Annotated in this window: 14 protein-coding genes and 1 pseudogene; 8 read left to right on the forward strand and 7 right to left on the reverse strand. The window is 70.2% G+C overall.

Annotated elements, in window-relative coordinates; translation table 11 throughout:
• The first annotated feature begins 4 nt into the window (after positions 1 to 4).
• Positions 5 to 1,588 (forward strand): sulfite reductase subunit alpha, encoded by a 1,584-nt coding sequence (locus tag FHX60_RS23650; RefSeq protein WP_183284823.1) that lies wholly within the window; start codon positions 5 to 7, stop codon positions 1,586 to 1,588.
• Between the two features lie 135 nt (positions 1,589 to 1,723).
• Positions 1,724 to 4,162 (forward strand): penicillin acylase family protein, encoded by a 2,439-nt coding sequence (locus tag FHX60_RS23655; RefSeq protein ID WP_183284803.1) that lies wholly within the window; start codon positions 1,724 to 1,726, stop codon positions 4,160 to 4,162.
• 126 nt (positions 4,163 to 4,288) lie between these two features.
• Here FHX60_RS23655 and FHX60_RS23660 read toward each other — a convergent pair whose 3' ends face one another.
• Positions 4,289 to 4,966 carry a type 1 glutamine amidotransferase domain-containing protein gene (locus FHX60_RS23660; RefSeq protein WP_183284804.1) on the reverse strand — a complete coding sequence of 226 codons (678 nt, stop codon included), beginning with the start codon at positions 4,964 to 4,966 and terminating at the stop codon, positions 4,289 to 4,291.
• Positions 4,967 to 5,062: 96 nt separating this feature from the next.
• On the opposite strand from FHX60_RS23660, the gene FHX60_RS23665 reads away from it, so the two are divergent.
• Positions 5,063 to 6,055, forward strand: coding sequence for a LysR family transcriptional regulator (locus FHX60_RS23665; RefSeq protein ID WP_260164538.1), 993 nt, complete (start codon positions 5,063 to 5,065; stop codon positions 6,053 to 6,055).
• On the opposite strand, the gene FHX60_RS23670 is transcribed toward FHX60_RS23665, so the two are convergent.
• Positions 6,042 to 6,734 carry an SDR family NAD(P)-dependent oxidoreductase gene (locus tag FHX60_RS23670; RefSeq protein WP_116602161.1) on the reverse strand — a complete coding sequence of 231 codons (693 nt, stop codon included), beginning with the start codon at positions 6,732 to 6,734 and terminating at the stop codon, positions 6,042 to 6,044. The two genes, FHX60_RS23665 and FHX60_RS23670, sit on opposite strands and share 14 nt — an antisense overlap.
• 182 nt (positions 6,735 to 6,916) lie before the next feature.
• Entirely contained in the window at positions 6,917 to 7,867 is a 951-nt protein-coding gene (locus FHX60_RS23675; protein WP_183284805.1) for a LysR family transcriptional regulator, read from the reverse strand.
• Positions 7,868 to 8,085: 218 nt separating this feature from the next.
• Between FHX60_RS23675 and FHX60_RS23680 the strand changes: the two genes are divergently transcribed.
• The 5 genes from FHX60_RS23680 to FHX60_RS23700 all read left to right on the forward strand — a co-directional run bounded on the left by FHX60_RS23680 (position 8,086) and on the right by FHX60_RS23700 (position 12,345).
• On the forward strand, positions 8,086 to 9,033 hold the full coding sequence (locus tag FHX60_RS23680) for a hydroxymethylglutaryl-CoA lyase (RefSeq protein ID WP_183284806.1): 948 nt from the start codon (positions 8,086 to 8,088) through the stop codon (positions 9,031 to 9,033).
• Positions 9,034 to 9,053: 20 nt separating this feature from the next.
• Entirely contained in the window at positions 9,054 to 10,208 is a 1,155-nt protein-coding gene (locus tag FHX60_RS23685; protein WP_112776318.1) for a CaiB/BaiF CoA transferase family protein, read from the forward strand.
• Positions 10,209 to 10,278: 70 nt separating this feature from the next.
• Positions 10,279 to 11,268, forward strand: a complete 990-nt coding sequence (locus FHX60_RS23690) for a tripartite tricarboxylate transporter substrate binding protein (protein ID WP_183284807.1) — start codon at positions 10,279 to 10,281, stop codon at positions 11,266 to 11,268.
• Positions 11,269 to 11,351: 83 nt separating this feature from the next.
• The gene (locus tag FHX60_RS23695; protein ID WP_112776153.1) at positions 11,352 to 11,876 is read left to right on the forward strand and encodes a gamma carbonic anhydrase family protein; all 525 of its coding nucleotides are present in this window, start codon (positions 11,352 to 11,354) and stop codon (positions 11,874 to 11,876) included.
• 88 nt (positions 11,877 to 11,964) lie between these two features.
• The gene (locus FHX60_RS23700) at positions 11,965 to 12,345 is read left to right on the forward strand and encodes a DUF427 domain-containing protein (protein WP_183284808.1); all 381 of its coding nucleotides are present in this window, start codon (positions 11,965 to 11,967) and stop codon (positions 12,343 to 12,345) included.
• Here FHX60_RS23700 and FHX60_RS23705 read toward each other — a convergent pair.
• The 4 genes and pseudogenes from FHX60_RS23705 to FHX60_RS27860 form a co-directional block, all read right to left on the reverse strand.
• On the reverse strand, positions 12,342 to 12,692 hold the full coding sequence (locus FHX60_RS23705; RefSeq protein ID WP_116297075.1) for a hypothetical protein: 351 nt from the start codon (positions 12,690 to 12,692) through the stop codon (positions 12,342 to 12,344). The two genes, FHX60_RS23700 and FHX60_RS23705, sit on opposite strands and share 4 nt — an antisense overlap.
• A 5-nt stretch (positions 12,693 to 12,697) precedes the next feature.
• Positions 12,698 to 13,117 carry a cupin domain-containing protein gene (locus tag FHX60_RS23710; RefSeq protein ID WP_183284809.1) on the reverse strand — a complete coding sequence of 140 codons (420 nt, stop codon included), beginning with the start codon at positions 13,115 to 13,117 and terminating at the stop codon, positions 12,698 to 12,700.
• Positions 13,118 to 13,220: 103 nt separating this feature from the next.
• Complete coding sequence (locus FHX60_RS23715) at positions 13,221 to 14,039, reverse strand: GntR family transcriptional regulator (RefSeq protein WP_183284810.1); 819 nt, start codon at positions 14,037 to 14,039, stop codon at positions 13,221 to 13,223.
• 90 nt (positions 14,040 to 14,129) lie between these two features.
• Positions 14,130 to 14,300 (reverse strand): annotated as a pseudogene (locus tag FHX60_RS27860) (allantoinase); the annotation flags it as partial.

The following is a 14,300-nucleotide window of genomic DNA, read 5'->3' on the forward strand; positions in this document are numbered from 1 at the left end:
CACGATGTCGTCCGCCATTGCCGGCGCTGGCTGGCTTGCCGTGGCCGGCGGCGTTGCGTTGTCCGTGCTCGGGCCATCGCGCATGGCCATGGCCGCCGGCGTGGCCGCCGCGTACGCGGGGTTCTGCGGCGCGGTGGTGGCCCATCACCGCCAGCGGCGCGCGAAGGTGGCGGCGCTGGCGGGCACGGGCGACGACGCGACGCTGGTGGTCTATGCCAGCCAGACCGGGTTTGCCGAACAGCTGGCGCTGCAGACCGCCACCGCGCTGCAGGGCGCGGGCCTGCCGGTGCAGCTGCTGTCGCTGGCCGAGGTCGATGGCCGGCGCCTGCAAGCGTGCCGCCAGGCGTTGTTCGTGGTCAGCACCACCGGCGAGGGCGACGCCCCCGACAGCGCCTCGGGCTTCGCCCGCCGCCTGCTGGCGGGTGCCGATGGCCTGCACCGGCTGCGCTACGGCATCCTTGCGCTTGGCGACAGCAGCTACGCGCGCTTCTGCGCCTTCGGCCATGCGCTGGAGGGCTGGCTGCAGCGCCAGCGCGCGCAGCCGTTGTTCGACCTGATCGAAGTCGACAACGGCGACGCCGGCGCGCTGCGCCACTGGCAGAACCACCTGTCGGCGCTGAGCGGCGGCGCCGAAATCGCCGACTGGGAGCGCCCGCGCTACGAGCACTGGCGGCTGGCGCAGCGCCATCACCTGAACCCTGGCAGCCAGGGCGCGCCGGCCTTCCATCTGGTGCTGACGCCACCGGACGGCGCGGCGCCGGACTGGCAGGCCGGCGACATTGCCGAGATCGGCCCGTGCCATGCGCCGGCCGAAGTCGACCGGCTGCTGGCGCAGCTTGGCCTGGATGGCGCCACCCCGGTGCGCTGCGATGGCGCCGACACCACCCTGGCCGCGGCCATGGCCACGCGCATGCCGCTGCCCGCACCGCATCTTGCCGCGATGCGGGGCGTCGCGCCGCAGCAGCTGGTGGACGCGCTGGCGCCGCTGCCGCATCGCGAATACTCGATCGCCTCGCTGCCGCGCGACGGCCGGCTCGAGCTGCTGGTGCGCCAGACCCGCCACGACGATGGCCGCTTGGGCCTGGCCTCGGGCTGGCTGACCGGACACGCCGCGGTGGGCGGCCGCATCGCGCTGCGCATCCGCGCCAATCGCAGTTTCCATCCGCCGGCCGACGACCGGCCGCTGATCCTGGTCGGCAACGGCACCGGGCTGGCCGGGCTGCGGGCCCAGCTCAAGGCGCGTGCCGCGGCCGGGCGGCGGCGCAACTGGCTGCTGTTCGGCGAGCGCTCGGCGCGGCATGACGCGTTCTTTGCCGGGGAACTGGCCGGCTGGCTGGCGGACGGCACGCTGGCGCGTGCGGACCACGCCTGGTCGCGCGACGGCGGCGCGCCGCGCTACGTGCAGGACGCCCTGCGCCTGCACGCGGATGGCGTGCGGCAATGGGTGAACGACGGCGCGGCCATCTATGTCTGCGGCAGCCTGCAGGGCATGGCCGGCGGCGTCCATGACGCGCTGGCCGAAATCCTGGGCGAAGACGCGCTGCGCCGCCTGGCCGACGACGGCCGCTACCGGCGCGACGTCTACTAGGCATCCAGGCCGCCGCTCTCCGCACGCCACGCAGCGTGCGGAGATCGGCCGCGGCGCTCGCGCGCCGGCCGGCCATGCACTATCTTCGGTGTGAACTGCAAGACATCTGCAGCCATCACAACACGAGGAGACCCGATGTTACGCACCCCCCGCCGCCTGGCCGCTGCGCTGGCGCTGCTCGCCACCGCCCTGCCTGCCGCCATCCCGGCCGCCATGGCCGAAGCGCCCGCCCGCCAACACACCTTCGCCGTGCCCGGCCTGGAAAAACCCGCCAGCGTGCTGGTCGACCGCTGGGGCGTGCCGCATATCTATGCCGGCACGCTCTACGACGCCTTCTATGTGCAGGGCTTCATGGCCGCGCGCGACCGCCTGTGGCAGATCGACCTGTGGCGCAAGCGCGGGCTAGGCGAGATGGCCAAGGACTTCGGCCCGGCCTATGCCGACGGCGACCGCATGGCGCGCGCGGTGCTGTTCCGCGGCGACATGTACCGCGAATGGCTGGCCTACGGCAGCGACGCCAAGCGCGTGGCCGAGGCCTTTGTCGCGGGGGTGAACGCCTACGTGGCGCTGACCGAGCAGAAGCCCGAGCTGCTGCCGCCGGAATTCCGCAAGCTCAACTACAAGCCGGCGCGCTGGCAGGCCGAAGACATCGTGCGCATCCGCCACCACGGCCTGACCCTGAACTTCACCGGCGAGATCGATCGCGCCCGCCTCTACTGCGAAGCCAAAACCCAGGCCGCGCGCGCCGACTGGCTGCGGCGCGAACTCGACCCGCAGATCGAACCGAAGCTCAATCCCGGCATCGATCCCTGCACCGTGCCCGCGGCCGAACTGCGCCGCGCCTACGAACTGGCCACCGCCGCCGCGCGCTTCCCGAAGGAAGCCTCGGGCGACGGGCGGGCCGCCGGCATCCCGCTGGACCAGCTCTACGCCGTGGTCGATGCCAACAGCGATACCGGCCGCAGCCTGGGCTCGAACAACTGGGTCATCGGCGGCAAGCGCACCACCACCGGCCGGCCGATCCTGGCCAACGATCCGCACCGCTCGCACGGCGCGCCCAGCCTGCGCTACATCAGCCACCTGAATGCGCCGGGGATGTCGGTGATCGGCGCGGGCGAGCCGTTCCTGCCGGGCATCTCGATCGGGCACAACGGCACCATCGCCTTTGGCCTGACGCGCTTCTACATGGACCAGGAAGACCTGTACGGCTACGAGCTGAACCCGGCCAACTCGCGCGAGTACAAGTACAAGGGCCGGTGGGAGCCGATGGAGACCATCACCGAAGAGATCGCGGTCAAGGGCGAGCCCGCGCCGCGCAAGGTCACGCTCGACTTCACCCGCCACGGCCCGGTACTGGTGTCCGGGTCCGGGCACGCATGGGCGCTGCGCGCCGCGTGGCTGGACCACGGCATGGCGCCGTACTTCGGTTCGATGGACTACATGCGCGCGCGCAACTGGGACCAGTTCCGCGCCGCCATGAACCGCTGGGGCGCACCGGGCGAGAACCAGGTCTATGCCGACACCAGCGGCAATATCGGCTGGATCCCGGGCGGGCTGACCGTCAAGCGTCCCAACTGGGACGGCCTGACGCCGGTGGCCGGCGACGGCCGCTATGAATGGGCCGGCTACCGCAACATGGACGAGCTGCCGTGGGCCTACAACCCGGCGCCCGGCTATATCGTCACCGCCAACGAAAACAACATCCCGCCCGAGCACCCGGCCGCGAAGCTGGGCGTGGGCTACGAATGGAGCGACAGCTCGCGCGCGCGTCGCCTGAAGGCGGTGGTCGGTGCCAATGCGCGCAGCTCGGTGCAGGATTCGATGGCGTGGCAGAACGACACCGTGTCGCTGCCGGCGCAGCGCGTGGTGGCGCTGCTGCAGGACGTGCGCAGCGACGACCCGCAACTGGCCCGCGGCCTGGAGCTGCTGCGCGGCTGGAACGGCAACGAGCGCGCCGATAGCGCCGCCGCGGCACTGTTCGAGGTGTGGTTCAGCAAGCACCTGCGCCAGGCCGTGGTGCGCGCCGCGCTGCCGCCCGAAGCCGCGCGCCTGGTCGGTGCCGGCGATGCCGCGCGCGTGGTGGCGGTGCTGGAGCAGCCCGGGCCCTGGATGCCGCCGGAGCGCCGCAACGCGGTGATGCTCGAATCGCTGAAGGCCGCGATGGCCGAGGTCGAAGCCAAACTCGGCCCGGACCCGCGCGCCTGGCAATGGGGCAAGCTCCACACCGCCGTGTTCACGCATCCGATGGACCCGATCCTGAGCGATGCCGAACGCTTGCAGTTCAACGTCGACGCGGGCCCGGTCGGCGGTTCGGCCTTCACGCCGATGAACACCAGCTACCGCAATACGGATTTCCGCCTGACCGCGGGCGCGTCGTTCCGCATGGTGCTGGACGTCGGCAACTGGGACGCCTCGCGCGTGATCAACACGCCGGGGCAGTCGGGCAACCCCGCCAGCCCGCACTACCGCGACCTGGCGCCGCTGTGGGCCAAGGGGGAGTATTTCCCGCTGGTCTATACGCGCAAGGCGGTGGAGAAGGCGAGCCGGGAGCGGGTGGAACTGGTGCCGCAGTAGTGAGTGCCTGAACCACGCATCGAAAGCCTGGTCGCAAGCCGCGAGCCTGCGCCGCCGGCAAAGGCTGCCCTCTCCCGCGAAGTGGGAGAGGGCAGCAAAGCCGCAACGAGCTGAACGCCGCTGGCCTTATTTCAACAACCCCAACACCGCCTCAGCCCCCGCCTCCGACGACGCCGGGTTCTGCCCCGTCACCAGCCGTCCCGCCACCGCCACGTGGCTGGCCCAGTCGTCCCCGCGCGTAAACCGCCCGCCGCTGGCCTTGAGCACATCCTCCACCAGGAACGGCACCACTGCAGTCAACTGCACGGCCTCTTCCTCGCTGTTGGTAAAGCCGGTGACTTCCTTGCCCTTCACCAGCGGCTGACCGTCCGCGCCCTTGACATGCCGCAGCACCCCCGGCGCATGGCACACCGCACCCACCGGCTTGCCCAGCCGGTCGAACTGCTCGATCAGCGCGATCGAACGCTTGTCCTCGGCCAGGTCCCAGAGCGGACCATGCCCGCCGGGATAGAACACCGCGTCGAAGTCCTCGGCCTTCACCTGGTCCAGTGTCAGCGTGCTGGCCAGCGCCTGCTGCGCGGCGCTATCGCTGCGAAAGCGCCGCGTCGCATCGGTCTGCGCATCCGGGTCATCGCTCTTGGGATCGATCGGCGGCTGGCCGCCCTTGGGCGAGGCCAGCGCAATGTCGGCGCCGGCGTCCTTGAAGACGTAGTACGGCGCGGCGAATTCCTCCAGCCAGAAGCCGGTCTTCTTGCCGGTATTGCCGAGCTGGTCGTGCGAGGTCAGCACCATCAGGATTTTCATGTGGGTTCTCCGGTTTGCGTCCACGGTCGGCCGGGCAGCCCCGGCATTGGCAACATCCTACGCAGCTGGCTATGATTCGAAAACTTCGAATCTTCGATGCCTGTCATCCAAAAAATGAATATCGCCGGCAAGGACCTGAACCTGCTCTACGTCTTCCATGTGCTTTACCAGGAGGGCAACGCCTCGCGCGCGGCGGCGCGCATGGCGCTGAGCCAGCCGGCGCTGAGCCACAAGCTCAACCGGCTGCGCGACGAACTGGGCGACCCGCTGTTCGTGCGCGCGCCGCGCGGCCTGACGCCGACACCGCGCGCGCATGCGCTGGCGCCGCAGGTGCAGCGGCTGGTGGCGGATCTGGATGCGTTCTACGACGCCTGCGACGGCCGCGATTTCCTCGCCCGCAGCGAGGCCGTCCACATCTACACCACCGATTACATGGAGCAGCTGCTGCTGCCGGCGCTGTTGCCGCGCCTGCGCCGCGACGCGCCGGGGGTGGTGCTGGTCACGCACAACACGCGCGGCGAGCTGCCGCGCGAGGAACTGGAGAAGGGCACCTGCGACCTGGCGATCGCCGGCTTCTATGAGAACCTGCCCGACACCTTCCACCAGCAGCGGCTGGGCAGCGAAGACTTCGTGGTGCTGGGCTCGCGCACCAATCCGCGCATCGCGGACGGCCTGGACCTGGACGCCTTCCTGGCCTGCGAGCACCTGCTGACCACGCTGACCGGCGACCTCAACGGCGTGGTCGACCGGGCACTGGTGCGGCTGGGACACCGGCGCACGGTGGTGGCGGGTTTGTCGAGCTTCCTGGCGCCGAGCCGGCTGGTGCGCGGCTCGGCGCTGTTGCTGACCTGCCTGCGCTCGGTCGCGCAGGAAGCGGTGGCGCGCGATCCTGACCTGGTGATGCTGCCGGTGCCGTTCGCGCTGCCGCGGGTCGACATGATGCAGATCTGGCATGCGCGCACCGATGCCGACCGGCTGCGGCGCTGGCTGCGCCAGCAGATCCAGGAAGCGGCCAGCGTGCTTGGCGCCGCCTCACCCGCCACAACCCCCGCATCCGCCGCGCGCCGGCCGCGCGTCAGGCGCGGTTGACCACCGGCAGCAGCGCGCCGTGCACGGCGCGTGCCGCGTCCGACGCCAGGAACAGGATCACGTCGGCCAGCGCGTCCAGGCCGACCCAGCGCGAGCTGTCCGCATCCGGCATGGCCTGGCGGTTCTCGGGCGTATCGAGGATGCTGGGCAGCACCGCGTTGACGCGGATGCCCTGGTCGCGCAGTTCGGCCGACATCGATTCGGTGACGCGCGCCAGCGCATCCTTCGAGGCGCAATAGGCGCCCATCTGCGCCAGCCCGCGCGCCGCCGAATTGGCGCCGACGTTGACGATGGCGCCGCCGCCCGCGGCCAGCATGTGCGGCACTACCGCGCGCGCCATGTTCAGCACCGTGCCCACGTTCATGTCGAACAGCCGGTTCCAGTCGGCAGCGCTGGTCTCGTGGATGCCCGTGCCCATGGCAAAGCCGCCGGCGAGGTTGCACACCACGTCGATGCGCCCGCACGCCTGCACGGCCTGGTCGATGGCCTGGCCGAGACTATCCGCATCGAGCAAGTCGGCCTGCAGCGCCAGGTGGCCGCTGCCGGTCTCCGGCAACGGTGCGTCATGGCGATCCAGCACCACCACGCGCGCGCCTGCCTGCGCGAAGGCGTGCGCGACCGCGCGCCCGAGGTTGCCGCTTGCGCCGGTGACCAGTACGTTCTTGCCGTTGAAGTTCATTTGCATGCTCCTGCGCCGTGGCGGCGCGCATTGTCGTGATCCAGGCTTCGCCCCGCCTGTCCTGTCCAACCATCGTGGCCGGCGGCGAAAAACGCAAGCCAGTCTACGCAACGGCGCGCAACATAAGCTTGCGAAAACGCCTCGGGGTAACCCTCGAAACGCACAGGAAGTTGCGCGGCGACTTACCGCCTGCGCCGTGCCCGTGCCGGCGCAGGCGCGGCGTCCGCCGCCTCCTTCGCCGCGGCGTCTTGCAGGAACTGCACCAGCAACTGCGCCGCGGGCGACAGCAGCGCGAAGTCGCGGCAGCAGATCGCAAAGCGCCGGCGCGCCCAGTCGTCGCGCAGCGGGATCACGCGCAGGCCGAAGGCCGTGGCCACGAGCGTGGCGATCTCGGCCGGGATGATGACGATGCCGAGTTCCGCGCGCACGCAGCGCAGCGCCGCGTCGAAGGTCGACACCACGGCGCGATGCGCCATGCGGCGGCCCAGGATTGCCGCATAGCGCGCCAGCATGATCTGCACTGCGGTCTGTGCCGGCATGGCGATCTGGTCGTAGTCCAGCGTGTCTTCGAACCGGCAGCTGTCCGCGCGCGCCAGCGGGTGCCCGGGATAGACCACCGCGGCGAGGTGATCGGCGCGGTACGGGCGGGTCTGGAAGCCCTCCAGGTCCGCGGCGTCCCAGCAGATGCCCAGCGGCGCGGTGCCGTCGCGCAGCGCGCGCACCACCTCGCTGCTCAGGCTCTCTTCGATCGTTACGCGCACGTCGCGGTGAGCCGGCAGCTGCATGAAGGCGGCGATGTCGTCCGGCAGCGATTCCGCCATGGTCGATACCGTGGCCAGCAGCCGCACCTGCCCGCGCACGCCCGAGCCGTAGTCGGCCATGTCGCGCGTGACGCGGTCGGCCGCGGCCAGCATGGCGCGCGCATGCGCCAGCACGATCTCGCCCGCGGGGGTGGGGATGACGCCGCGGCGGCGGCGTTCCAGCAGCGTGGCCCCGACGGTTTCCTCCAATTGCGCCAGGCGCTTGCTGATGGCGGAAGCGACGATGTGTTCCTGCTCGCCGGCGCGCGCCATGTTGCGGGTTTCGCAGACGGCGACGAACAGGCGCAGCGTGGTGAGGTCGAGGTCTCGCATGAGTGGGGGCGGCAGTGTTTCCGGATTGGAATGCTACGCCTGTTGTCCGCGCGGCAATGTCGCATCCGGGAAATCCCGGGGCCGGGCCAGGCGCAGGCGGATGACTTTCCGTTTCGGCATGTTCTGCTTCGCAAATCATCGTTTCAGCTTCTGCGCAGAAACTCTTAGAGTTCTCCCATCGCTCCCACCGAGGGATGCACCGCCCGTCCCGGAGAACCATGACCCAACTCTTCCCCAGCCACGCCGTGATCCGCGAAGTCGGTCTGCGCGACGGCCTGCAGAGCATCCGCACCATCCTGCCCACCGCCAGCAAGCTCGCATGGATCCGCGGCGCCCACGCCGCAGGCCTGCGCGAGCTGGAAGTCGGTTCCTTCGTGCCCGCGCGCCTGCTGCCGCAATTGGCCGATACCGCCGAGCTGGTCGCGTTCGCGCGCACGCTGCCGGGCTTGTTCACGTCGGTGCTGGTGCCCAACCTGCGCGGCGCGCAGGACGCGCTCGACAGCGGCGCCGACCTGATGATCGTGCCGCTGTCGGCCAGCCATGCGCACAGCCTGGCCAACCTGCGCAAGACGCCCGATGAAGTCGTCGCCGAAGTGGCGCGCATCCGCGCCGCGCGCGACGCCAGCGGCGCCAGGACGCTGATCGAAGGCGGCGTCGGCACGGCGTTCGGCTGCACGCTGCAGGGCCATGTCGATGCGCAAGAAGTGCTGCGGCTGATGCAGGCGCTGCTTGATGCCGGCGCCGACCGCGTCAGCCTGGCCGATACCGTCGGCTATGCCGATCCGCGCATGGTGCGCGAGCTGTTCGCGCGGGCCGTCGATATTGCCGGCGAGCGCTTCTGGTGCGGCCATTTCCACGACACGCGCGGGCTCGGGCTGGCTAATGTCTATGCCGCGCTCGACGCCGGCGTGACCCGCTTCGACGCCTGCCTGGCCGGCATCGGCGGCTGCCCGCATGCGCCCGGCGCCAGCGGCAACGTTGCCACCGAAGACCTGGCCTACCTGCTCGGCAGCATGGGCATCGAGACCGGCATCGATATCGCACGCCTGCTGGCGCTGCGTGCGGACGTGACCGGCTGGCTGCCCGACGAGACCCTGCACGGCACGCTGTGGCGCGCCGGCCTGCCCAAGACCTACGCGGCCCGCCCCGCGCCCATCGCTGCCTGAGACAAGAGATGACCCAAGAGATGACCCAAGACAGCAGCAACTCCCTGCCGCTCGCCGGCGTGCGCGTGGTCGAATTCACGCACATGGTGATGGGCCCCACCTGCGGCATGATCCTGGCCGACCTCGGCGCCGAAGTCGTCAAGGTCGAGCCCCCCGGCGGCGACAAGACGCGCAACCTGCCGGGTTTGGGCATCGGCTTCTTCCGCGCCTTCAACCGCAACAAGAAGAGCGTGGTGCTCGACATCACCACCGACGCAGGCCGCGCCGCCGCCGCCGAACTGGCGGGCCAGAGCGACATCCTGCTGGAGAATTTCCGCCCCGGCCTGATGCAGAAGCTGGGACTGGACTACGCCACGCTGTCGCGCGACTACCCGCACCTGATCTACGTGTCGCACAAGGGCTTCCTGCCGGGCCCGTACGAGCACCGGCTGGCGCTGGACGAAGTGGTGCAGATGATGGGCGGCCTGTCCTACATGACCGGCCCCAGCGGCCGGCCGCTGCGCGCCGGCACCTCGGTCAACGACATCATGGGCGGCATGTTCGGCGCCATCGGCGTGCTGGCCGCCCTGCGCGAGCGCGACCGCACGGGCAAGGGGCAGGAGATCCAGAGCGCGCTGTTCGAGAACTGCGTGTTCCTGGCCTCGCAGCATATGCAGCAATACGCGATGACCGGCGAGCCGCCGCCGCCGATGCCGTCGCGCGTGTCGGCGTGGAGCGTGTATGACGTGTTCACGCTGGCGCAGGACGAACAGCTCTTTATCGGCGCGGTCAGCGACAAGCAGTTCGTCACGCTGTGCCACGTGCTGGAACATCCGGAGCTGATCGACAAGCCGGAATACGCCAGCAACACCTCGCGCGTCGCGGTGCGGCCGCAACTGCTGGAAGAGCTCGGCGCGATCCTGCGCCACCATCGCTCTGCCGATCTGGCGCCCAGGCTCGAAGCCGCAGGCATTCCCTATGCACCGATCGTGCGCCCGGACCAGCTGCTCGACGATCGGCACCTGCTCGCCAGCGGCGGGCTGGTGCCGATGCAGGCCGACGACGGCTCGACCACGCCCACCGTGCTGCTGCCGCTGCTGATGGGCGGCCGCCGCCCCGGCGTGCGCGGCCCGCTGCCCCGCGCCGGCGAGCACAACGAAGAAATCCTGGCGCGGCTCGGCAAAGGCCGCGGCTGAGGCGGCTGACGGGCAAGCCGCGCTACAGCGGCGCCAGCAAAGCCCTACGATAACGAAACGGAGACAAAGCATGCAACGTCGTACCCTGCTCAAGTCTGCGCTGGCACTTTCCGCCACGCTTGCCGCCGCACTCGCTGCCCCCGGCTTCGAAGCGCTCGCACAGGGCGGACCGGGCAAGCCCGTGCGCCTGATCCTGCCGATCAGCGCGGGCTCCGGCGTCGACAATATCGCGCGCGCGGCCGGCCCGGCGCTGGGCAAGGCCCTCGGCCAGCCGGTGGTGATCGAGAACCTGCCCGGCGCCGGCGGCATCACCGGCGCTGCCGCGGTGGTCAAGGCGCAGCCCGACGGCAGCACGCTCGGGCTGGTGTCGAACAACCACGTGATCAACCCCAGCGTGTTCCGCACCATGCCGTTCGACGCGATCCGGGATGTGACCCCGATCAGCGTGATCGGCACCACGCCGCTGGTGCTGGTGGTCAATCCCAAGGTGCCGGCGAAGAACGTGAAGGAACTGGTGGCGCTGCTCAAGGCCAGGCCCGACAGCTACAACTACGCCTCGTCGGGCAACGGCACCATCCTCCACCTGGCGGGCGAGATGTTCCTGGACGAGGCCGGTGTCACCGCGCGCCATGTGCCGTACAAGGGCACCGGCCCGATGGTCAACGACCTGCTGGCCGGACAGGTGGAGATGGGCGTGGTCGCGCTCAACGCGGTGGCGCCGCACCTGAAGGCGGGCACGCTGCGCGCCATCGGCCTGTGCGGCGACAAGCGCACCGCCGCCGCGCCCGACCTTGCCACCCTCGCCGAACAGGGTTTGCCGGGCTACAACGTCGCCGGCTGGTTCGCCGTCATCGGCCCGGCCGGCATGCCGGCGGCGGAAGTCAAGCGCACGCACGATGCCTTTGCCAAAGCCTTCACCTCGCCCGAAGTGCTGGACGCGATGAAGAAGCAGGGCACCGTGATCGAGCCCGGCACGCCCGAGGCCGCGGCCGCGTTCTTCCGCAGCGAAGCCGCGCGCTATGCCGCGCTGGTGAAGAAGGCCAACGTCAAGGCCGAGTAAGCCGGACGGTTTCCTGCCGCCGGCGCGGCCGCTGCCTTGCCAGGCAGGCCGCGCTGGCGATCCATTGTCTTCCATCATCCATCATGACTCTCTACAAGCTTGGCGAGCTCTCGCCCGCCATCGCCGGCAGCGCTTTCGTCGCGGCCGAAGCCACCATCATCGGCCGCGCCGAGCTGGCCGATCACGTGTCGGTCTGGCCCGGTGCCGTGATCCGTGCCGACAACGAGCCGGTGACCATCGGCGCCGGCAGCAATATCCAGGAAGGTGCCGTGCTGCACACCGACCCCGGCTGTCCGCTCGTGCTCGGCGCCGGTGTGACGGTCGGGCACCAGGCCATGCTGCATGGCTGCACCGTGGGCGATGGCGCGCTGATCGGCATCCAGGCCGTGATCCTGAACCACGCCTCGATCGGCGCGGAATCGCTGGTTGCCGCCGGTGCGCTGGTGACCGAGGGCAAGCAGTTCCCGCCGCGCTCGCTGATCCTGGGCTCGCCCGCCAAGGCCGTGCGCGAACTGACCGATGACGAAGTGAAGAGCCTGCGTGCCAATGCGCAGGACTATGTGCGCCGTGCCGCGCACTACCGCACGGCGCTGGAAAAGGTCGGCTGAGCCGCCATGGCGCGGGCCGGGGCCGTTGCGGCAAGCTGGCCGGCAAGCGCCTAGAATGTCCTGCATCCCGCCAACGCAGGAGCACGAGATGCCAGGCAAGCCTGTCAGGATCCCCGGCCCCGACCATCCCATCACCATCACGCCGACCGCCGGCAGGGTGGTGGTCAAGGTGGCCGGCATCACGATTGCCGACAGCGATGCGGCGCTGACCCTGCAGGAGGCGAACTATGCGCCGGTGCAGTACATCCCGCGCACGCATGTCGACATGGCGCGGCTGGAGCGCAGCGCGCATGCCACCTACTGCCCGTACAAGGGCGACTGCAGCTACTTCTCCATTCCGGCCGGCGGCGAGCGCGCGCGCAACGCGGTGTGGAGCTATGAGTCGCCGTACGTTGCCGTTGCCGCTATCGGCGCGCTCCTGGCGTTTTATCCGGACCGTGTCGACAGTATCGAAATCATCGGCCCCTAAGTTTCGAGCGCCGCGTCGATCATCGCCGCGGCCAGGCCGATCACCAGTGCAATGGCCGAGGCAATAAAGCAGCGCACCGTCTTGCGGTATTCCGGCACCGCATCGTCCTCGACGCGCAGCGCGCGGAACAGCGCGACGATCTGCAGCACCACCGCGGCCAGCAGCGCCACCGCCGCCAGCAGCGAGCGCCAGTCCCATTCGCCCGGGCTTTCGAAGCCCCAGAAGCGCCAGAACCCCAGCGAAAAGCCCAGCAGCACGGTGATCGCGGTGATGATGCCCTGGCGATAGCCGGTGGGCACCACTTGCGGCGTTGGCTTGGGGGATGCCGCTGGCTCGGGCGCGGTCATGGACTTCAGCCCCGCGGCATCGGCATCTGCACCACGGCCAGCGTCGCGTCGGCGGGTCCGACCACCTTGCTGGCATGGCCCTTGCCGGTGGTGTCTTCGAGCAGCAGTCCGCTGCCTGTCGGCAGCGCCCGGCGTTCGCCATCGCTCGCCTCAAATTCCATCGCGCCGCCCAGCACGAAGATCCACATGCGCAACGGTGAGGGATGCGGTGCACCGACCCAGCCAGCGGGTACGACCAGGAAGCCTTGCCGGGCGGCTTCCTCCAGTGGCGATACCCAGAACGCACGAGCCGGCGGCGCGAACAGGCGTTCGGTGACGGCAACGGCAAGCGGCGCGAAGTGCGATTCGCCAGCCGCATCCGCATACAGCCGCGCGAACGCCAGCGGTGCCCGGCCGCTCGCGGCGGGCGGCTCGATGGTGGCCATGATGGGACCTCCCCTGCGGCGCGGGGCGCGCCGCCTTGTCATGCAGCCAGTCTAGGCCGCAGGACGCGGAGTGCAATGCCGGCCGCAGCTGGCGCGATCCGCTTCAGCCCTTGCTGAAGATGCTGTAGAAGTCCGGCGCGCCGCTGTCCGGCATGCTCAGGTCGAGCGAGCCTTCGATGTGCTCCAGGTGTTCCGCCATCAGCGCGCTGGCGCGCGCGGCATCGCGCTGTTCGATGGCGTCGATCAGCTGCCGGTGCTCGTGCTCGGCGCACGCGGGGGCGCCGGGGCGGTCGTACAGCGTGATGATCAGGCAGGTCAGCGACACCATCTCGCGGATCAGCTTTTCCAGGATGGCGTTGCCGGCCATCTCGGCCAGCAGGATATGGAACTCGCCCGACAGGCGGATCATTGCCGCGCGGTCGCCGCGGGCGCGCGCGTTGTCTTCTTCCATGGCATGGCGGCGCAGGCTGCGCACCTTGCCGGGCGTGGCGCGTTGTGCCAGTTCGGCGGCCAGCGCGGGCTCGACCACGCGGCGCGCCTGGAACACCTCGCGCGCTTCGTCCACGGTCGGGCTGGAGACAAAGGCGCCGCGGTTGGGCACCAGCGTCACCAGCTTCTCGTGCGCCAGGCGCGCAAACACCTGGCGGATGCGCGCACGGCTGGCGCCGGTCACTTCGCACAGCCGTTCCTCGACCAGCTTGGTGCCCGCCAGCAGGCGGTGCTCCATGATCGCGTAGAGCAGGCTCAGGTAGATCGCCTCGGTGGCCGACGCCTCGCTGGCGGCGCCTTCCTGGCCCGCCTCGTCGTCCGGGGCGGCATTGGCGGCAGCCTTTTGCAGGGTTTTCGGGGCGGCCTTGGCGGCGGCGCGGCGCGGGGCTTTCGCGGCGGCGCCGGGCGCCGCCTTCTTCGATGTGGTTGCCATATCAGGGTACGGACATTCAGCCTGTCGCCGGAACTGGCGACGAAACACGGCTATATCGTACACAACTATGGCGACAGCGCGGCCGCGGGGTCAGGCCGGGGCGGTTTCCCTGCAGGTTGCGAGCGCTTGGACGGGGCGTTCCTGCGCCTGGAAAGGATGCACCTGCGCCCAGTGCCGGGCGATATCGACACGGCGGCAGATCCAAACCTTGTCGTGCCCCTGCACGTAGTCGAGGAAGCGCTGCAGCGCGCGGAAGCGGCC

Origin of the sequence: Cupriavidus alkaliphilus (assembly GCF_014191175.1) — a bacterium.
Lineage (GTDB): Bacteria > Pseudomonadota > Gammaproteobacteria > Burkholderiales > Burkholderiaceae > Cupriavidus > Cupriavidus alkaliphilus.